This window comes from Amycolatopsis sp. NPDC102389, from assembly GCF_044765885.1.
Lineage (GTDB): Bacteria > Actinomycetota > Actinomycetes > Mycobacteriales > Pseudonocardiaceae > Amycolatopsis.
Genome location: NZ_JBIWKX010000009.1, coordinates 69,912 through 89,319, shown reverse-complemented (window position 1 = coordinate 89,319; position 19,408 = coordinate 69,912). Strand labels below are relative to the sequence as shown.

14 protein-coding genes are annotated in these 19,408 nt (G+C 69.7%); 12 read left to right on the top strand and 2 right to left on the bottom strand.

Annotated features, from left to right (window positions below):
• The first annotated feature begins 88 nt into the window (after nucleotides 1-88).
• The 3 genes from ACIRGA_RS10900 to ACIRGA_RS10890 all read left to right on the top strand — a co-directional run bounded on the left by ACIRGA_RS10900 (nucleotide 89) and on the right by ACIRGA_RS10890 (nucleotide 3,607).
• Nucleotides 89-652 carry a DUF3000 domain-containing protein gene (locus ACIRGA_RS10900; RefSeq protein ID WP_400939241.1) on the top strand — a complete coding sequence of 188 codons (564 nt, stop codon included), beginning with the start codon at nucleotides 89-91 and terminating at the stop codon, nucleotides 650-652.
• A gap of 901 nt (nucleotides 653-1,553) precedes the next feature.
• A complete protein-coding gene (locus ACIRGA_RS10895) occupies nucleotides 1,554-2,270 on the top strand; it encodes a response regulator transcription factor (protein ID WP_034318331.1) in 717 nt (238 codons plus the stop codon).
• A 68-nt stretch (nucleotides 2,271-2,338) separates the two neighbouring features.
• Nucleotides 2,339-3,607 (top strand): HRDC domain-containing protein, encoded by a 1,269-nt coding sequence (locus tag ACIRGA_RS10890; protein WP_400939239.1) that lies wholly within the window; start codon nucleotides 2,339-2,341, stop codon nucleotides 3,605-3,607.
• A 7-nt stretch (nucleotides 3,608-3,614) separates the two neighbouring features.
• Here ACIRGA_RS10890 and ACIRGA_RS10885 read toward each other — a convergent pair whose 3' ends face one another.
• Nucleotides 3,615-4,271: a TetR/AcrR family transcriptional regulator gene (locus tag ACIRGA_RS10885; RefSeq protein ID WP_400939237.1), complete on the bottom strand. Its 657-nt coding sequence runs from the start codon at nucleotides 4,269-4,271 to the stop codon at nucleotides 3,615-3,617.
• A gap of 178 nt (nucleotides 4,272-4,449) precedes the next feature.
• On the opposite strand from ACIRGA_RS10885, the gene ACIRGA_RS10880 reads away from it, so the two are divergent.
• From ACIRGA_RS10880 to ACIRGA_RS10855, 6 genes are all read left to right on the top strand, one after another.
• On the top strand, nucleotides 4,450-5,916 hold the full coding sequence (locus ACIRGA_RS10880) for an amino acid permease (protein WP_400939235.1): 1,467 nt from the start codon (nucleotides 4,450-4,452) through the stop codon (nucleotides 5,914-5,916).
• An 11-nt stretch (nucleotides 5,917-5,927) separates the two neighbouring features.
• Nucleotides 5,928-6,710 (top strand): DUF1989 domain-containing protein, encoded by a 783-nt coding sequence (locus tag ACIRGA_RS10875; RefSeq protein WP_400939233.1) that lies wholly within the window; start codon nucleotides 5,928-5,930, stop codon nucleotides 6,708-6,710.
• Nucleotides 6,707-7,321, top strand: coding sequence for an urea amidolyase associated protein UAAP2 (locus ACIRGA_RS10870; RefSeq protein ID WP_400939230.1), 615 nt, complete (start codon nucleotides 6,707-6,709; stop codon nucleotides 7,319-7,321). Before ACIRGA_RS10875 ends, ACIRGA_RS10870 begins: the two co-directional genes overlap by 4 nt.
• Nucleotides 7,318-10,884: an urea carboxylase gene (uca, locus tag ACIRGA_RS10865; RefSeq protein WP_400939228.1), complete on the top strand. Its 3,567-nt coding sequence runs from the start codon at nucleotides 7,318-7,320 to the stop codon at nucleotides 10,882-10,884. Before ACIRGA_RS10870 ends, uca begins: the two co-directional genes overlap by 4 nt.
• On the top strand, nucleotides 10,881-12,494 hold the full coding sequence (gene atzF / locus ACIRGA_RS10860) for an allophanate hydrolase (RefSeq protein ID WP_400939226.1): 1,614 nt from the start codon (nucleotides 10,881-10,883) through the stop codon (nucleotides 12,492-12,494). The genes uca and atzF overlap by 4 nt, the downstream gene beginning before the upstream one ends.
• A gap of 310 nt (nucleotides 12,495-12,804) precedes the next feature.
• Nucleotides 12,805-13,392, top strand: coding sequence for a D-alanyl-D-alanine carboxypeptidase family protein (locus ACIRGA_RS10855; protein WP_400939223.1), 588 nt, complete (start codon nucleotides 12,805-12,807; stop codon nucleotides 13,390-13,392).
• A gap of 100 nt (nucleotides 13,393-13,492) precedes the next feature.
• Here ACIRGA_RS10855 and ACIRGA_RS10850 read toward each other — a convergent pair whose 3' ends face one another.
• Nucleotides 13,493-13,705, bottom strand: coding sequence for a hypothetical protein (locus ACIRGA_RS10850; RefSeq protein ID WP_400939220.1), 213 nt, complete (start codon nucleotides 13,703-13,705; stop codon nucleotides 13,493-13,495).
• A gap of 194 nt (nucleotides 13,706-13,899) precedes the next feature.
• Between ACIRGA_RS10850 and ACIRGA_RS10845 the strand changes: the two genes are divergently transcribed.
• From ACIRGA_RS10845 to ACIRGA_RS10835, 3 genes are all read left to right on the top strand, one after another.
• Nucleotides 13,900-15,132, top strand: coding sequence for a thiolase family protein (locus ACIRGA_RS10845; protein WP_340683236.1), 1,233 nt, complete (start codon nucleotides 13,900-13,902; stop codon nucleotides 15,130-15,132).
• Between the two features lies 1 nt (nucleotide 15,133).
• The gene (locus ACIRGA_RS10840) at nucleotides 15,134-17,245 is read left to right on the top strand and encodes a 3-hydroxyacyl-CoA dehydrogenase NAD-binding domain-containing protein (protein WP_400939217.1); all 2,112 of its coding nucleotides are present in this window, start codon (nucleotides 15,134-15,136) and stop codon (nucleotides 17,243-17,245) included.
• A 235-nt stretch (nucleotides 17,246-17,480) separates the two neighbouring features.
• Nucleotides 17,481-19,076, top strand: a complete 1,596-nt coding sequence (locus ACIRGA_RS10835) for a histidinol-phosphatase (RefSeq protein ID WP_400939215.1) — start codon at nucleotides 17,481-17,483, stop codon at nucleotides 19,074-19,076.
• Nucleotides 19,077-19,408 lie beyond the last annotated feature (332 nt).

The following is a 19,408-nucleotide window of genomic DNA, read 5'->3' as shown; positions in this document are numbered from 1 at the left end:
CACGGTTCATGGTGCCATGGGCGCTCGGAGGCCTTACTCTCGGCGCGCCTGCGCCCCGAACCGGACGATCGCGTCTTACAGTCGGTTGGTGACCGCGATGACGTCAGTACCCGATCTCTTCCGTGAAGCCGTCGCGGCGTTGCAATCGGTCCGGCCCCGCCCTGAAGTCCAGCTGGAGACGATGCGCCCGCCGCAGCGCCTGGCGCCGTGGTCCTACGCGGTGAGCTGCGAGGTGGAAGGGCCGGCGGACGTGCTGGCGTCGGGGCGGCTGGTGCTGCTGCACGATCCGGAGGGGCAAGAGGGCTGGGACGGGGTCCTGCGGCTGGTCATGTACGTCCGCGCGGAACTCGACCGGGAACTGGCGACCGATCCCTTCCTGCCCGCCGTGGGCTGGTCATGGCTGACCGACGCGCTGGAGAGCTCCGGCGCGGAGTGGACGGCGCTGGGCGGCACGGTCACCGAGACGTCTTCGGCCCGCTTCGGCGACATCTCCGGGCCCGCGCGCACCGACGATCTGGAACTCCGGGCGTCCTGGACGCCGACCGACGCCGCGCTGCGGGCGCACGGTCAGGCCTTCTGCCAGGTGATGGCGAGCGTCGTGGGGCTGCCGCCGGTCGGCGTGACGCTGTTCGAGCAGCGCCAGTCCTCCTGAACCCAGCTTCAAGTCCGTGAAGGCCTCCTTGAGGGACTCTGGGTCCCTCAAGGAGGCCTTCACGGACTCTCCGCACCCGCCCGACACGCCGGGTTCCCATCAATCGAGACATGGCATTCGGGTTATATTGCGAACTTCGGCCATCTAGCGCCGCTAGGAAAGCTAGCGCGGTAGCAAAGGTCCCTTGCTCCCCGTCGCGGATCCGTGAAGGCCTCCTTCACTACCCTCAAGGTAGGCAAGGAGGCCTTCACGGACAGCTGCGATGCGCCGAGGCGGCCGAGGGCGCCTTCGCTTACGCCATCCGCGAGCTCCTCGGAGCGTCTGTACGCCGCCGAAAGTCGCTTCGCCGCCATCTGGACTAGACCAGCTCCTACCAGCGCAGAGCCGGTCGTTCAGAGGTCTGGACCACCCCGTTCGTGCTAACCCGACAGTCACCGTCCGCAACAAGATCAAAACCGGCCGAAGGCACCCCGAGACGCTTCCGGAGCGTGACCATCGCGGTCACCGAACGGAGCGATCATGACTCTCCGCGAAGTTGATCAAGCCCCATGCCGGGGACGTTTTCCGGGCCCCGGCACCCCGCCCACCGAGCGTCCCGGGCAGAGGCACCGGCAGGTGCACGGCTCATCTGCACAGTCGGTTGGGCCCCGGTATCCCCAGTGCATCGTGTTCGTTCGGCGATGCGTTAGCCACCGGCTGTGTACTAGCCCGATCGTGTTACTACGAACTCCCTGAGTGACCACTGGTTTGAGATAGATACCCATTCGATCCCCCCGTGAAGGCCTCAGGGCGGCTACAGTGCCATCGACGACACCACTTTCGGTCTAAAGCTGGCGCGGCTAAACGGCCGAAAGTCCCGGTGCCGGTCGGGGGGCACGACCGACTCCAGGGAGGTAGTGACGTGGCTACCGTCGGCATTTCTCAGGCCGTCCGATCCACGCCAGCCGGTTCATTGCCGGCGAGCATGGTTCCGCACCCGCGGGAAGAGCTTTTTTCCGTGTTGGTGGTCGATGACCACCCGCTGTTGAGGGAGGCAATCTCAGCAAGACTCGCACAGATGGGTGCGGGCACCGTCCACGAGGCCGCCACGGTGGCCGAGGCGAGGGCGCGAGCACAGGCCACTGGGCCTTGTGACCTGGCGATCCTCGATCTCGGACTGCCGGATGGCAGCGGCATCGAGCTGGTTACGGAACTCCGTAGCCACGGCTGGCCTCGAGTAGTGGTGCTCGCTTCATCAGACGACCCGTACGCGGTCAGGTCGGCGTTCCAGGCCGGCGCCCAGGCATACCTGCTCAAGTCGGCATCGCCGGTCGTAGTGACCGACGGCGTCCGCAGGGTGCTCGAGGGCGGCGTCTACGCGGACCCGAGCGTCGCACCGGTCTTGGCCACCGGCACCCGGGTCGCCGGCACCGACAACACCCCGCGCGAGCTTTCGGCGCGCGAGGTCGAGGTGCTGCAGCTCGTGGCCGACGGCCAGAGCAACAAGGAGATCGGTGAGGAACTCAGCCTCTCCGCTCTCACGGTGAAGTCTCACCTCTCCCGCATCGGGCGCAAGCTCGGCACGGGTGACCGGGCTCAGATGGTGGCGCTGGCCATGCGTGCCGGCGTGATCCGCTGACAAAGGCGAACAGCCCTGCGGGGCGGGCGGACCAGGCGCGGTCCGCTCGTCCCGTAGGGTCTTCACCTATGGAAGGCGACCGACCCGGAGAACCGCAGACGGACCCGAAGACCGGCACCGATGACACCGGTGGACCGGTCCTCCTGCGTGAGCCCGCCGAGGGCACTCCACCCGTGATCGCCGACGCGACAGCCCTCGCCGAAGCCTGCGCGAAGATCGCCGGCGGCAGCGGGGCCATCGCCGTGGACACCGAACGCGCGTCCGGCTACCGATACTGGCCGAAGGCCTATCTCGTGCAGCTGCGCCGCGAAGGTGCCGGCTCGTTCCTCATCGACCCCATTCCGCTCGAAGGGCAGCTCGAACCCCTCGCGGAAGTGCTCAACAACGCCGAATGGGTGTTGCACGCGGCCTCTCAGGACCTGCCGTGCCTCGCCGAACTCGACCTGCACCCGAAGAGCCTGTTCGACACCGAGCTCGCCGGACGGCTCGCCGGGTACGAACGGGTCGCCCTCGGCACCCTCGTCGAACTCCTCCTCGGCTACCAGCTGGAGAAGGGGCACAGCGCCGCCGACTGGTCGAAGCGCCCGCTTCCCGTCGACTGGCTGAACTACGCCGCCCTCGACGTCGAGCTGCTCATCGAACTACGAGAGAAGCTCGAAGCCGACTTGGCCGCCCAGGGCAAGCTCGAATGGGCCCAGCAGGAATTCGAGGCCGTCCGCACCGCGCCGCCGCCCGCCCCGCGGGCCGAGCCGTGGCGCCGGACGTCCGGCGTGCACAAGATCCGCAGCGCCCGCGGCCTCGCCGCCGTGCGCGAACTGTGGCAGGCGCGCGACGAACTCGCCCGCAAACGCGACCGCGCGCCGAGCCGGATCCTGCCCGACAGCGCGATCATCAACGCCGTCACCGCCGACCCGAAGACCGTCGAGCAGCTTCAGGCGCTGCCGGTGTTCAGCGGCCGGGTACAGCGCAAGTACACCGCGAGCTGGCTGCGGCATCTGCAGGCCGCCCGCGCGCTTCCCGCCGACGAACTGCCGACCCCCTCCCAGCAGACCGACGGACCGCCGCCGGTGAACCGGTGGTCCGACAAGGATCCCGACGCCGCCGCCCGGCTTTCCGCCGCCCGCGCGGCGCTGTCCGCCATCGCTGAGGACCGGCGGCTGCCGGTGGAGAACCTGCTGCTGCCGGAGCTGGTGCGCCGCACCTGCTGGCGTCCGCCCGCGGACCTGAGCGAGGATTCCGTCGCCCAGGTCCTGCGCGACGGCGGTGCCCGGCCGTGGCAGGTCGAGCTGACCGTGGCGGCGCTGAGCAAGGCGCTCCACTCCTCCGCCGCCGCCTGAACCGGCTTCAGCCCTCCAGTAGCGCCCGCGCGGCTCCGCGCAGCCCGGCGTCCGGTTCTCCGAGCCCGGCGAGCCTCAGCACGCCGTCGGCCCCTTCGACGGCGTGCGCCTCGACGTCCAGATCCGGCTGGTCACGCCGGACGATCGCGATGCTCTCGACGAGCCCGAACACGAGGTCGGTCCGGATCTCCTGGAGAGCGGCGGCGACGCCCGCCGCCGCGACGAGCGAGCCGTAGACGCGCTTGAGCTCCGCCCGTTCGGCCCGGAATCGCCCCAGCCGCGGCGACGAGATCTCCGGCAGCAGGTACAGGGCGCCGAGATTGTGCCGCGCGCTGCCGAGCAGATGGATGTCCGCGTAGGCCAGCGCCCACAGCCGTGTGCCGACCGGCGCGAGCTTGGCCGAAAGCCCGCCCGCGACGTCCAGCGACGGCCGGACGGTGTCCTCCAGCAGCGCCGCGAGAATGTCCTCTTTGGACGGAAAGTGGTAGTAGAGCGACGCCTGGCGCAGTCCGGCGCGTTCGGCGATGGCCCGTGTGGTCGTCGCCGCGTAGCCGGCGCCGGTGAACAGCTCCCCCGCCGCGTCCAAGACGGCGAGCCGCGCCTCCCGCTTGCTCGCCGCGGCACCGCTGGCTCTCGGTCTGCCCACCCCGGTCGTTTTCGTCATCTATCCGATCCTGCCATTTCTCCGCGAAGATCTTTGTTACGTCCGGTGGTCGGCCCAGGTTACCGAATCCGGTATCTGTTAACACCGCGCTTACCCGGCGGAGATCGGAAGGATCCCGCACGCGCTTAATTTCGGTCAGCCGATCGAAATCCGGCCCTTGAGACAGGAGCCTCCGCAAATGCCTTCCGAAGACCTTTCCGCCTTCGGGTACCGCCAGGAACTCCGCCGGACACTGGGCGGTTTCTCCGCCTTCGCCGCCGGTTTCTCCTTCGTTTCCATCCTTACGACGGTGTTCCAGCTGTTCGCCTTCGGCTATTCCTTCGGCGACACGCTCTTCTTCTGGACATGGCCGCTGGTGATCGCCGGACAATTGCTCGTCGCGCTCAACTTCGCCGAACTCGCCGCCCGATTCCCGCTGGCGGGATCGGTTTACCAGTGGGCGAAACACCTCTCCCCCGGATTCCCGGGGTGGCTCGCCGGCTGGATGATGCTGGTGGGGTGTGTCGTGGCGCTCGCCGGTGCCGCGATCGCGCTGCAGGTCGTCCTCCCGTCGGTCTGGAGCGGGTTCCAGCTCGCCGGCGGGGATCCGGCGATCACCTCCCCGACCGGTGCCAGCAACGCGGTCCTGCTCGGCACCCTGCTGATCGTCCTCACCACCGCGATCAACGCGGGCGGCGTACGGCTCATGGCGCGGATCAACGACATCGGCGTCGCGGCCGAACTCGTCGGCGTCCTGGTGCTGATCGCCGGTCTCGCGATGTTCGCCGTCCGCGGTCCGCAGGTCGTGCTCCAGCCCGCGGGCGGAAGCCCGGGAGCGGGCGGCGTCCTCGCTTCGGCGTTGATGGCCGCGTACGTGCTGTACGGCTTCGACACCGCAGCCTCGGTCGCCGAGGAGACCAAGGACGCGCGCCGCACCGCCCCGCGCGCGGTACTCCGGGCGCTGCTGATCTCCGGGATCGGCGGGCTGGCCGTCGTCCTCACCGCGCTGATGGCGGCACCGAGCCTGACCGACGGGCAGCTGGCCGGGAAAGGCCTGCCGTACGTGATCACGGCCGTCTTCGGTGACACCCTCGGCCGGGTCTTCCTCGCCGACGTCGCCATCGCGGTCGTCGTGTGCACGCTGACCATCCAGACCGGCACCGTCCGGCTGATCTACTCGATGGCCCGCGACGGCGCGCTCCCCGGCGCCAAACGCCTTTCCGCGGTGAACGCCCGCACCGGCACGCCGATCGCGCCCGCGGTGCTGTCCGGGGTGCTCGCCATCGGCCTGCTTCTGCTGAATCTGGGGAATCCGACGATCTTCAGCACGATCACCGGCACTTCGGTGGTCGTGGTCTACCTCGCCTATCTGCTGGTGACCGGACCGCTGCTGATCCGGCGCCGTCAAGGGCGTTTCACCGCCGAACCCGGCCATTTCTCCTTGGGGCGATGGGCTATTCCGGTCAACATCGCGGCAGTAGGGTACGGCGCGATGATGATCGTCAACATCGCCTGGCCACGAGCCGGGATCTACGACCTGGCGGGCACCGGTTCCGTCTGGGTCCTGTTGTTCCCGATCGAGTTCGTCGGCGCCGCGCTGCTCACCGGCTACCTCTGCTGGCGCCGCCGCTCCGCGCTCACCACGGTTCCCGTCCCCGCGACCTGAAGGAAGGTTCCATGAGCACGACATCGACCACGTACGGCGCTCGCGACCACGCCCGCGCCCAGGCGGGCACGGTGACCGAGGCGATGCCCGCCATCCCCGCGTCCACCTGGCCGGACCCGCCGCCCGGGATCGACCCGGCGAAGCTGGTCTGGGCTGAGACCGTCGCCGGCGGCGGCTACACCCACAAGGTCCTCGCCCGCGGCACCGAACTGCGGCTGACCGACGTCGAGGGCGACGCCTGCGCGCATGTGCTGCTGTTCAACGCCGACCAGCCCTGGGAGCGGCTGAACGTCGCGGACACGGTGAAGGTCCAGTGGAACGCCTATCTCGGCGAGTCGATCGCACTGCTTTCCGACCAGGCGCGGGTGCTGGCGACCGTCGTCACCGACGAGAGCGGCAAGCACGACGCCCTCTGCGGCACGTCCACTGTGGACGGATTGGCACTTTTCACCCTCGCCGCCGCCAAACACGGCCTCACGCCGCGCGATCTGCCGCCGAGCCTGTCCTTCTTCCAGGGCGTCCACGTGGAGACCGACGGCGGGCTGACCTTCACCGGTTCGGCCGGTCCAGGCAAGTCCGTGATCCTGCGCACGGAACTTCCGGTGGTCGTCCTCATCGCCAACGTCGCGCATCCGCTCGACCCGCGCCCCGACTCCCCGGTCACCCCGCTGCGCGTCTTCGCCCAGCGCTCCACACCGTCCACTCCGGACAGTTATGAATGGACCGCGTCACCCGAGGCACAGCGCGCCTTCGAGAACACCGCCGACTACCTCACCGCTAGGGGCCTGGCATGACGACGATCATCTCCGACACCGAGGTCGCCGCGCGGGCACCGTACTCCACCGTGCTCCGCGAGGGCGAAACGCTCGCGATCATCGATCTCGGCGGCAACCAGGCCGTCGACTTCCTCTGCTACGACGCCGCGGACACGGCGAAGCGATACAGCGCGGCCGCCACGATCTCCGCGCAGCGCAACATCTTCCTCACCACCGGCAGTGTGCTGCGCACCGGCGAGGGCGCGCCGCTGCTGACCGTGGTCGAGGACACCTGCGGACGGCACGACACGATCGGCGGCGCCTGCAGCAAGGAATCGAACAGCCTCCGCTACGGCCAGCACACGCGGTACCAGCACGCCTGCGTCGAGAACTTCCTGACCGAGGGCGCGAAATGGGGTCTCGGCAAACGGGATCTGGTCAGCAACGTCAACTGGTACATGAACGTGCCGGTGGAACAGGACGGCACGCTCGGCATCGTCGACGGCATCTCCGCGCCCGGTCTCGAAGTCAAGCTGCGCGCCGAGACCGACGTGCTCGTGCTGGTGTCGAACTGCCCGCAGATCAACAATCCGTGCAACGGCTTCGACCCGACGCCGGTCCGGATGATCGTCACCGGCGGTGGCGCGTGAAGCTGCTCGTCGCCAACCGGGGGGAAATCGCGGTCCGGATCATCCGGACGGCAAGGGAGATGGGCATTCCGACGGTCGCCGTCCATTCCGACGCCGACCGTACGGCCGCGCACGTCCGGCTTTCCGACGAAGCCGTCCGGCTCGGCCCGGCGCCGGCGAGGGAGAGTTATCTCCTCGGCGACGCCATCATCGAAGCCGCGCTGAAGACCGGCGCGGACACGATCCACCCCGGCTACGGCTTCCTGTCCGAGGACGCCGCTTTCGCCAGGGCGGTGGAGGCGGCCGGGATCCGGTTCGCCGGTCCCACCGCGGATCATCTCGAAGTCTTCGGCAGCAAGCACACCGCACGGGAGAAGGCCGTCGAAGCCGGCGTCCCGCTACTGCCGGGCACCGGGCTGCTGGCCACCCTGGCCGACGCCGAAGCGGCGGCCGTCGAGATCGGCTATCCCGTCATGCTCAAGGCCACCGGCGGTGGCGGCGGGATCGGCATGCGGGCCTGCGCGTCCGCCGAAGAACTCCGCGACGCCTGGGAGGCGGTGCAGAGCATCGCGGCCAAGAGCTTCTCGACCTCGGGCGTGTTCCTCGAGCGGCTCGTGACGCGCGCGCGGCACGTCGAGGTCCAGGTGTTCGGCGACGGTACGGGTGAGGTGCTGGCGCTGGGCACGCGGGACTGCACCCTGCAGCGACGCAATCAAAAGGTGCTCGAAGAGTGCCCCGCACCGGGGCTTTCCGAAGCGGTGCGGGAGAAACTGGTGTCGGCTGCCGTCGACCTCTGCGCTTCGGTGCGCTATCGGTCGGCCGGGACGGTCGAGTTCATCTACGACCCGGAGCGGGAAGAGGCCGCGTTCCTCGAAGTCAACACGAGGCTGCAGGTCGAACATCCGGTCACCGAGGCGGTCTACGGCATCGACCTGGTCTCGTGGATGCTCCGGCTCGCCGACGGTGACACCGGGATGTTCGCCGCCGCGCTTTCGCCTCGCGGGCACGCGATCGAGGCACGGGTCTACGCCGAGGATCCGGCCGCCGGGCACCGGCCCAGCGCGGGCCTGCTGACCCGCGCCGACTTCCCCGAAGGCGTCCGGGTCGACACCTGGGTCGAGGCCGGGGCGACCGTGACGACGCATTACGACCCGTTGCTCGCCAAGGTGATCACCATCGGCGCGGACCGGGCCGAGGCGCTGGCTGCCTTGGGCGAGGCGCTCGGCGAGAGCCGGGTGGACGGCGTCCGGACGAACCTCGGCCAGCTGCGCGCGGTCGCCGCCGACGAGCGGCTGCGCGAGGTCACGCACGACACCGCGACGCTCGACACGATCGTCGATCCCGAGCCGCGGATCGAAGTCCTGCGGGGCGGCACGATGACCACCGTCCAGGATTGGCCGGGGCGGCTGGGGTTCTGGCACGTGGGTGTCCCGCCGAACGGGCCGATGGACGATCTGTCGCTGCGCCTGGGCAACCGCGCGCTGGGCAATCCCGAAGGCGCAGCCGGCCTGGAGTGCACCGTGGACGGTGTATCGCTGCGGTTCACCGAAGACGCAATCGTTTGCGTCACGGGATCGCCGTCGCCGGTGACCGTCGACGGTACCTCTGTTCCACAGTGGACACCGGTCGAGATCCCCGCGGGCGGCGTGCTCGACGTCGGCACCGGGACCGCCGGGCTCCGCGCGTACGTCCTCGTCCGCGGTGGGATCGACGTGCCGGACTTCCTCGGCAGCGCGGCGACGTTCACGCTCGGCGGTTTCGGCGGGCATGGCGGGCGCGCGCTGGCGACCGGCGACGTCCTCTCTCCCGGGCCGCTTCCGGAGAACGCCGTCACCGGACCGGTTCCCGAGGCCGAACGTCCGGTCTTCGCCACACACTGGGAGATCGGCGCGGCCGAGGGGCCGCACGCGGCGCCGGAGTTCTTCACTCCGGACGACGTCGAGACGTTCTACGCCACCGATTGGGAGGTGCACTTCAACTCCGCGCGGACCGGCGTCCGGCTCGTCGGGCCACGGCCGCGCTGGGCGCGGGAGGACGGCGGCGAGGCGGGCCTGCACCCGTCGAACATCCACGACACGCCGTACGCGATCGGCGCCGTCGACTACACCGGCGATCTGCCGATCCTGCTGGGCCCGGACGGGCCGAGCCTCGGCGGGTTCGTCTGCCCGGCGACCGTGGTGACCGGGCAGCGGTGGAAACTCGGCCAGCTGCGGCCGGGCGACACCGTGCGGTTCGTGCCGATCACCACCGAGCACGCGGGCGCGCTGCGGGACGAGCCGTCGACGGCGGTCAAGGCGAGCCGGAAGCCGATCGACGACGGCGGCATCCTCGGCCGTCTGTCCACATCGGACGAGAATCCCGAGGTCACCTACCGGCGCAGCGGCGACGACAACCTGCTGATCGAGTACGGGCCGATGAAACTCGACCTGGCCCTGCGGATGCGGGTCCACGCCCTGGCCGACAGGCTGGCCACGGAGGGCCTCGACGGTGTCGTCGACCTGACCCCGGGCATCCGCTCGTTGCAGGTGCACGTCGATCCGGATGTGCTGCCGGTGCCGAAACTGCTCGGTCTCGTGCAGGAGGTGGAGCACGATCTGCCGCGCACCGCCGATCTCGTGGTGCCGAGCCGGACCGTGCGGCTGCCGTTGTCCTGGGACGATCCGGCGACACGCGAGGCGACCGAGCGGTACATGGCGGGCGTGCGCGACGACGCGCCGTGGTGCCCGTGGAACATCGAGTTCATCCGGCGGGTCAACGGTCTGTCCAGTGTGGACGATGTCTACCGCACGGTGTTCGACGCGGAGTACCTGGTGCTCGGCCTCGGCGACGTCTATCTCGGCGCGCCGGTGGCCACTCCCCTGGACCCGCGGCACCGGCTGGTGACCACGAAGTACAACCCGGCCCGCACCTGGACCGCGGAGAACTCCGTCGGCATCGGCGGCTCGTACCTGTGCATCTACGGGATGGAAGGCCCCGGCGGCTACCAATTCGTCGGGCGGACCGTGCAGGTGTGGAGCGGCTGGCGGCAACGCGGGTCGTTCGAACCGGGTTCGCCGTGGCTGCTGCGGTTCTTCGACCGGATCTCGTGGTACCCGGTGAGCGCGGAGGAACTGCTGGATCTGAGGGCACGGAGCTCGGCGGGGGAACTGGAACTCGACATCACCGACGGCGAGTTCGCGCTCGCCGATCACGAGCGGTTCCTGGCCGACAACGCGGCCGACATCGCCTCCTTCCGGGCGAAACAGAGCGCGGCGTTCGAGGCGGAACGGCAGGCTTGGGCGGCGGCGGGTGAGTTCGATCCGCGCCCGGAACCCGTCGGCGCGAAGGTCCCGACCACGAAGGTCGAGGCCCCACCCGGTGGGCACGTCGTCGAGGCACCGTTCGCGGCGACCGTGTGGCGAGTGGACGTCGAACCCGGCGGGAAGGTCGGCTCGGCCGAGACACTGGTGATCCTCGAAGCGATGAAGACCGAGGCGCGGATCCCCGCGCCCGCCGACGGCGAGGTCCTCGAGGTCCTCGTCTCGCCCGGTGATCAGGTCGCCCCCGGCACGCCGCTGGTGGTACTGGGAAGGAGCGCGGGATGAGCGTGCTGGAGCGGGTGCGCGCCGCGTACCACCGGATCGCGCGGGTCGACCGGCCCGAGATCTGGATCGACCTGCGTCCCGAGGCGGACGTGTTCGCCGACGCGGAGAAGCTGGAAGCCCGTCGTGCGGCGGGGGAATCCTTGCCGCTGTATGGAAAACTCGCCGCGGTCAAAGGCAACATCGACGTCGCCGGGCTGCCGACGACGGCGGCGTGCCCCGAGTACGCCTACCTGCCGGACGAGGACGCGCCGGTGGTGGCGCGGCTGCGCGCGGCCGGGGCGCTGATCCTGGGCACGACCAATCTGGACCAGTTCGCGACCGGGCTGGTCGGCACGCGCAGCCCGCACGGCGCGGTCCGGAACGCGGTCGATCCGGCGTACGTTTCGGGCGGTTCGAGTTCGGGCTCGGCGGTCGCGGTGGCGCTCGGGATCGCGGATCTCGCGCTGGGCACGGATACCGCCGGATCGGGCCGGGTCCCGGCGGCGTTCAACGGGATCGTCGGGCTGAAGCCGACGCGCGGGCTGCTGCCGACGACCGGTGTCGTGCCCGCGTGCGCGAGCATCGACTGCGTCACGGTGTTCGCGCGGACGGTCGACGAGGCGACGGCCGCGCTCGCCTGTCTCAGTGAACCTCGGGACCTTCCGGTGCTGAACCGACCTTTCCGGATCGGTGTTCCTCGGGAGCTGGGCCTCTTGCAGGACGGGTGGGCGGAAGCGTTCTCCGCGGCGGCTCACGAGTTCCGAGACGCGGGAGCCGAGCTGGTCACTGTCGACATATCGGCGTTCCTGGACGCGGCGCGCCTGCTGTACGAAGGCGCCTTCGTGGCCGAGCGGTACTCGGCGGTCGGTGAGTTCATCGACGCGCGTCCGGACGCCGTCGATCCGGCCGTGCGGCGGATCATCGGCGCGGCGAAGGACATCCCGGCGCATCGGTTGTTCACCGACCTCGCGAGGCTCGGTGAACTGGAGCGGGAAGCGGCGTCGGTGTTGTCCACTGTGGACTGCCTCCTGCTGCCCACGACGACGGAACACCCGACGATCGCCGAAGTCGAGGCCGACCCGCTGGGCGTGAACGCCCGGCTGGGCCGGTTCACGAACTCGACGAACCTGCTGGGCCTGTCGTCGCTCGCCGTGCCCGCCGGAACCGTCGCCGGGCTGCCGTTCGGGGTGATGCTGGTCGGCCCCGCGTACGCCGATCGGATCCTCGCCGACGTCGCGCGCTCGGTGCCGCGACGGACGCGGATCGCCGTCGTCGGCGCCCATCTGCGCGGACAGCCGCTGAACCACGAGCTGACGTCGCGTGGCGGGCGGTTCGCTTTCGCCGGATCGACGGCGGCCGAATACCGGCTGTACGCACTGGACACCGTGCCGCCCAAACCCGGTCTCGTCCGGGTCGTCTCGGGCGGCGAGCCGATCGAGGCCGAGGTGTGGGACCTGCCTTTGAGCGGCTTCGGCGAGTTCGTGGCGGGCGTTCCCGCCCCACTGGCCATCGGAAAGGTGCGGCTGGCCGACGGGAGCGAGGTGTCCGGCTTCGTCTGCGAACCCGGCGCCGTGGAAGGTGCCGAGGACATCACGAAGTACGGCGGGTGGCTCGGGTACTTGAGCCGCTGAGTCACGTCGTGGGTGGGGGGGGGGGGGGGGGGGGGGGGGGCCCCCCCACCAGCCCGCCCCCCCCCCCCGGGGTGGGGTTTTGTGTGGGGGGGGGGGGGGGGGGGGGGAGGTGGGAACACCCGTCCCTGGTGGGGGGGTTCTTGGATTTGTCCCCTGCGGTACCGGGGTTGGTGGGGTGTTGGCTTCCCCCCCCCCCCCCCCCCACCCACGACCATCCACCAGGCGTTTTCCGATTCGGTTGGCCTAGCCGGGCGATCTGGGAAGAAGGTCACAAACCCTGGCGGCCCGCCGGACGCTGGGTAGCTTCGGAGTGGTGCCCACCACATCCGCCTCCAGCCGCCGGACCGCGATCAGCGTGCTCACGGCGCTGGGACTCGTCGTGGCCGCGATGGTGTCGCTGGGCGCCACCGGCGTGGCCGTCAAGTCCGTGAACGGGCAGGCGCTCGCGGTCCTCGAAGAGGTTCCCGGACCGGATACCGGCCCGACCTGCGCCGTCGACAAGCGCTATGTCGACGAAGAGACCTTCGGCATGCGCCCGGACGTGATCGACGCGTGGAACGCCCTGCGCGCCAAGGCCGAAGCACAGAACATCGAGCTGTGCGTCAACGACGGCAAGCGCAGCCGGAGCCAGCAGCAGCGGGAATTCGACAAGGCCGTCGAGCGGTTCGGCTCCGTGGAGCAGGCCAAGAAGTGGGCGCTGCAACCGGAGACGTCCATGCACGTCAAGGGAATCGCCGTCGATATCCAGCCGCTGAATTCGGCGGCCTGGGCGGACAAGCACGGTGGCGCGCTCGGCTGGTGCCGCCGCTACGACAACGAGAAGTGGCACTTCGAGTACGACCCGGCCTACAAGACCACCGGCTGCCCCGCCCTGCTCCCCAGCGCCACCGGCAACTAACGCGGAACTCGCGTGATTGGACACGGAACTCGCGTGATTGAAGGCGGAACTCCTCCAATCACGCGAGTTACGCCTTCAATCACGCGAGTTACGCGTCCAATCACGTGAGGGTTTCGGTCACGTACTTCGCGGCCTCGGCACCGCACTTCTTTTCCAGCTCCATCAACCGGTCGTGGTACTGGCGCGAGGGTGAAGGCGGCGGAGGGGACGAAGGAGGCGGAGGCGGAGTCCCGCGAGTGCAGGCGGTCAGCGGCGCGAGGACCGCCATCCCCAGCAGCGCACGACGGGTGACGGCCGGCCCCGGCGAGTTCATCGTGATCCCTCCCCCTGATCACTTCGAACATAGCAATTTCCCCACCGCTCCCGGATCGGCCAAGCGGCCAAGGCTCGCGCCCCTGCCGGACACGGGAGTGTGCCTTCCCCCACTCGACCGGGCCACCAACCTGGTTACCGACGGGTAACCGGGGCTAGGGTGCGGTCAGGACAACCTCTACTTCAGGAGCATTCGTGGCCGCAGGAGCAACACCGCTCGCGCCGAACGCGCGGTCGGTACGCAATGTCGCCTTCGTCGAAGGGGTGCGGACGCCCTTCGGCAAGGCAGGCGAAAAGGGCATGTACGCCGGCACCCGCGCCGACGATCTCGTGGTCAACGCCATCCGTGAACTGCTGCGGCGGCATCCCGAGCTGCCGCCCGAGCGCGTCGACGAGGTGGCGATCGCCGCCACCACCCAGATCGGTGACCAGGGCCTGACCATCGGCCGCACCGCCGCGCTGCTGGCGGGCCTGCCCAAGTCCGTGCCCGGGTTCGCGCTGGACCGCATGTGCGCGGGCGCGATGACCGCGGTCACCACGACCGCGAGCGGGATCGGCTTCGGCGCCTACGACATCGCCATCGCCGGCGGCGTCGAGCACATGGGCCGCCACCCGATGGGCGAGGGCGTCGACCCGAACCCGCGCATCATCGCCGACAAGCTCGTCGACCCGACGGCGCTCGTGATGGGCCAGACCGCGGAGAACCTGCACGACCGGTTCCCCGAGATCACCAAGCAGCGCACCGACGCCTTCGCCGCGCGCAGCCAGGAGAAGTACGCCGAAGCCGTGAAGACCGGCAAGATCGGACCCGAGCTGGTCCCGGTCGCCACGCGTTCGAAGGAACTCGGCTGGGGCCTCGCGACCGAGGACGAGCCGCCGCGTCCGGGCACCACCGTCGAGCAGCTCGCCGGGCTGAAGACGCCGTTCCGCCCGCACGGCCGGATCACCGCGGGCAACGCGGCCGGTCTCAACGACGGCGCCACCGCTGCGCTGCTCGCCGACGAGGACACCGCCCGCGAACTCGGCCTGCCGATCGGCATGCGCCTGGTGGGCTACTCCTTCGCCGGTGTCGAGCCGGAGGTCATGGGCATCGGCCCGGTTCCCGCCACCGAGAAGCTGTTCAAGCGCACCGGCCTGTCGATCGACGACATCGGCCTGTTCGAGATCAACGAGGCGTTCGCGGTCCAGGTGCTCGCGTTCCTCGACCACTTCGGGATCGCCGACGACGACCCCCGCGTCAACCAGTGGGGCGGCGCGATCGCCTGCGGTCACCCGCTCGCGTCCTCCGGCGTCCGGCTGATGACGCAGCTTTCGCGTCAGTTCGCCGAGCGCCCCGACGTGCGCTACGGCCTGACCACCATGTGCATCGGTATCGGCATGGGCGGCACCGTTATCTGGGAGAACCCGGCCTTTGAGGGGGCCAAGTAACATGACTTTCACCGCTGAGCAGGCGAAAGCCGCCTTCCCCGACGAGGTCGTCACGAACGCGGTCACGCGGCTGGTGAAGGTGCCCGGCCTCGGCAAGCCGGTCGCGCTGATCACCCTCGACAACGGCCACGACCACACCCGGCCGAACACCTTCGGCCCGCAGGGTCTGGTGAGCCTCAACGCCGCGATCGACGCCGCCTTCGCCGCGGAACCCGCCGCGATCGCGGTCACCGGCAAACCGTTCATCTTCGCCGTCGGCGCCGACCTTTCCGGTGTCGAAGCGGTCGCGGATCCGGCGCTGGCGCGGGAGATCGCGCAGACCGGGCACGACGTGTTCCGCCGTCTCACCGAGAGCGAGATCCCGACCTTCGGGTTCATCAACGGCGCGGTGATGGGCGGCGGGCTCGAACTCGCGCTCTCCTGCCACTACCGCACGCTTTCGGAGAACACCGCCGCGATCGCGTTCCCCGAGGTCTTCCTCGGCCTGTTCCCGGGCTGGGGCGGCACCCAGCTGCTGCCGAACCTCATCGGGCCGGACGCCGCGGTCACCGTGATCATCGAGAACGCGCTGGCGCAGAACAAGATGCTCAAGGTCGCGCAGGCGGCGGAGCTCGGCATCGTCGACGAGGTCTTCGGCTCGGCCGACTACCTGGAGCAGTCCTTGCTGTGGCTGGCGAAGGTCGTCAACGGCGAGATCACCCCCGCCCGCCGCGAGATCGACCGCGGCGCGGGCTGGGACGCCGCGATCGCCCGTGCCAAGGCCATTGTGGACGGACGCACGAAGGGCGCGTCCCCCGGTGCGACCAAGGCCGTCGAGCTGCTGGAGCTGGCCCGCGAGAACGATCTCGACCGCGGCTACGCGGCCGAGACCGACGGGCTCGCCGAACTGCTCATGGACGACACCCTGCGCGCGGGGCTGTACTCGTTCAACCTGGTCAACAAGCGGGCCAAGCGGCCGGCGGGCGCGCCGGACAAGTCGCTGGCGCGCAAGGTGAACAAGGTCGGCATCGTCGGCGCGGGCCTGATGGCCAGCCAGATGGCGCTGCTGTTCGTCCGCCGTCTCAAGGTGCCCGTGGTGCTCACCGACGTCGACCAGGAACGCGTCGACAAGGGTGTGTCCTATGTGCACGGTGAGATCGACAAGCTGCTGGCCAAGAAGCGGGTTTCGCCGGACGGCGCGAACCGGCTGAAGGCGCTCGTCACCGGCTCGCTCGACAAGGCCGCGTTCGCCGACGCCGACTTCGTGATCGAGGCGGTGTTCGAGGAGCTGGGCGTCAAGCAGAAGGTCTTCGCCGACCTGGAGCAGTACGTCTCGCCCGAGGCGATCCTGGCGACGAACACCTCGTCGCTGTCGATCACCGCCATGGCTTCGCAGCTCAAGCACCCGGAGCGCGTGGTCGGGTTCCACTTCTTCAACCCGGTCGCGGTGATGCCGCTGCTGGAGATCGTCCGCGCCGAGAAGACCGACGACGCCGCGCTGGCGACGGCGTTCGCGCTCGGCAAGCAGCTCAAGAAGTCGAGCGTGCTGGTCAAGGACGCCTCCGCGTTCGTGGTCAACCGGCTGCTGCTGCGGTTCCTCGGCGAGGTGCTGGTGACCGTCGACGAGGGCACGCCGTTCGAGGTCGCGGACAAGGCGCTCGAGCCGCTGGGCCTGCCGATGACGCCGCTGACGCTGATGCAGCTGGTCGGCCCGGCGATCGCCCTGCACGTCGGGGAGACCCTGCACGGGGCGTTCCCGGACCGGTTCACCGTCAGCGAGAACCTCGACCGCTTCGTCAAGGCGGGCAAGAAGGGCGTCTGGCAGTGGGACGACAAGGGCAACGCCACCGTCGACCCCCAGGTGGCCGAGCTCTGGCAGCAGGGCGACGCGCCGTCGACGTCCGAGCAGGTGCGTGACCGCGCGCTGGCGGCGATCGCGGAGGAGATCCGGATCATGCTCGACGAGGGCGTGGTCGCGGAGGCGCAGGACATCGACCTGTGCCTGATCCTCGGCGCGGGCTGGCCGTTCTGGCTGGGCGGCATCACGCCGTACCTCGACCGGGCGGGCGTGTCCGAGAAGGTCAACGGCAAGCCGTTCCTGGCCCCTGGTGTGGCGAGCGTGCCGCTCTCCTGAGCGTGAGCGAAAGGCCACCGTCGGCGATCCTTTGATCGCAGGCGGTGGCCTTTTGCGTTTTTCGTGGATTTCGTGGCGAACAACTGCGTTTTCATGAACACTCGGTGTCTGTTCGAAAGCCCGTCTCCCCGGCCATCCCCCGGGGAGACGGGCTGTGTACGACGATCGTCACACGGCGCCGTTCCTTCGCCGTCCGGACATCATCCGTTCAGCGAAGCTCTTTAGCGTCCCGCCGGTGAACAGCGAAAAACCCGGCGTCGACCGCCGCGGATTCCTCAAGCGCGCGGGCCTCGTGTCGGCGGCGGCCGCCGGCGCCCCGCTCGCCGGTGCCGTCCCGGCGGAAGCCCTGAATCTCGATCTCGATCTCGGCCTTCTCTTCGGCCGGGACCGCTACCGATGGCTGGCGGGCGATCACCACATCCACACACAGTATTCCTACGACGCGATGTACACAGTGGACGGAATCGCCGCCGACGCCCGCCGTCACGGGGCGGATTGGGCGGTGATCACCGACCACGGCCACGCCGCGCATGAGAAGTCGTCGGTGGAACGCACGAACGCCGCGATCAGGGCGGCGCAGCGCGCGCATCCCGATCTCCTGCTGTGGCAGGGCATGGAATGGAACGTGCCGGGTGCCGAGCACGCGACGCTGTTCTTCCAGGCGGGCGCGGACCAGGCCGCGAAACTGCGCGAGTTCGAGCGGACCTTCGACTGGCGGCTGACCGGGACGGAAACGGGCACGCCGGACAACGAGGCGCTGGCGGTCGAGGCGATCCGCTGGCTCGCGGCCGAGGAGCGGGCACGCCGGATCCACGCGCCGGTCGTGGTGATCAACCATCCGCTGCGCAACGGCCGGATCGCCCCGCACGAGATCCGCGCGTTGCGCGATGCCGCGCCCGGCATCGTCATCGGAATGGAAGGCGCGCCGGGAGCGCAGGCCGACGGCTTCCCGAAGCCGCTCGGAAGCGGCGGTGGCGCGCGCGGCGGGTACGGCAACTCCCCCGGCTCGAACTCGTGGCCGGGTTTCCCCGAGTCCGCCTACCGGACCTACGGCGGCTTCGACTGGAGCACCGCGACCGTCGGCGGGCTCTGGGATTCGCTGCTGGCCGAAGGAAAGCCGTGGTTCATCACCAGCAACTCCGACTCGCACTACAACCGCGGCGACACCCACGTCCGGCCCGGCGTCCCCGACGGGTACTACGACGAGCACGGCGCTTACCCGGACCCGATCGACACCGGCGTCCCGCAGACCCTGCCCCCGTACGCGGACTTCGCCCCCGCCGAGTTCAGCCGGACGATGGTCGGTGTGACGCGCCGAAGCCACGAAGGTGTGTTGGAAGGCCTGCGTGCGGGACGCGTCTGGGTGGTGCACGGCGGGCTCGCGCAGGAACTCGAGTTCGGCGCGTACAGCGGCTGGAGCTCGGCGACGATGGGCGGCAGGCTGCGGGTCCGGCGCGGATCCGACGTCACGGTCGTCGTCTCGGCGAAACTGGCGGCCCGGCCGAACGGCGGCGGCGCGATCCCCCGGCTCGCGCGGCTCGACCTCGTTTCGGGACCGGTGACCGGCCCGGCCGCCGACCGTGACACGCAGACCGCCCCGGGTACGCGGGTGGTGCGGTCCTTCGAGCCGCGGTGGGCGCCCGGGCGGCGGGTCGTCTTCCGGTACACGTTCCGCGACGTGCGCGAATCGTTCTTCGTGCGCACGCGCGGCACGGACGGCAAGAAGCACGTGCCCGGCGGGATCGAACCGAGCGCCGACGTGATCGGGCAGTCGAACCCGTTCGAAGACCTGTGGCTGTACGGGAACCCGATCTTCGTGGACGTGCGGTAGGGGGCCGGGGCCCAGACACGAGGGTGAAGGGGACTTTCCCCTCATCGCATGCCGGGAAAGGCCCCTTCACTCCTCGTTCGACACCGACTTGAGTGTCCACAAGGGACACTTCCCGGCGACCAGGTGTCCGATTGGCGTCCCTATGCACGGTTCCGCCTGGGGTCGTGAGTGGCAAGTGTCGTCATTTTTTGAGCCGAAGGTCAAACGTGGCGTGTTCTCGGGCGGGCCGATGGTGGGCTGAAGGCTCCCTTCGCCGCGTCTAATGCGGTGAAAGGAGCCTTCGGCCCTGGTCAAGCGCGGGTCGTGAGTGGCGTTTCGGGTTAGAACCCGAA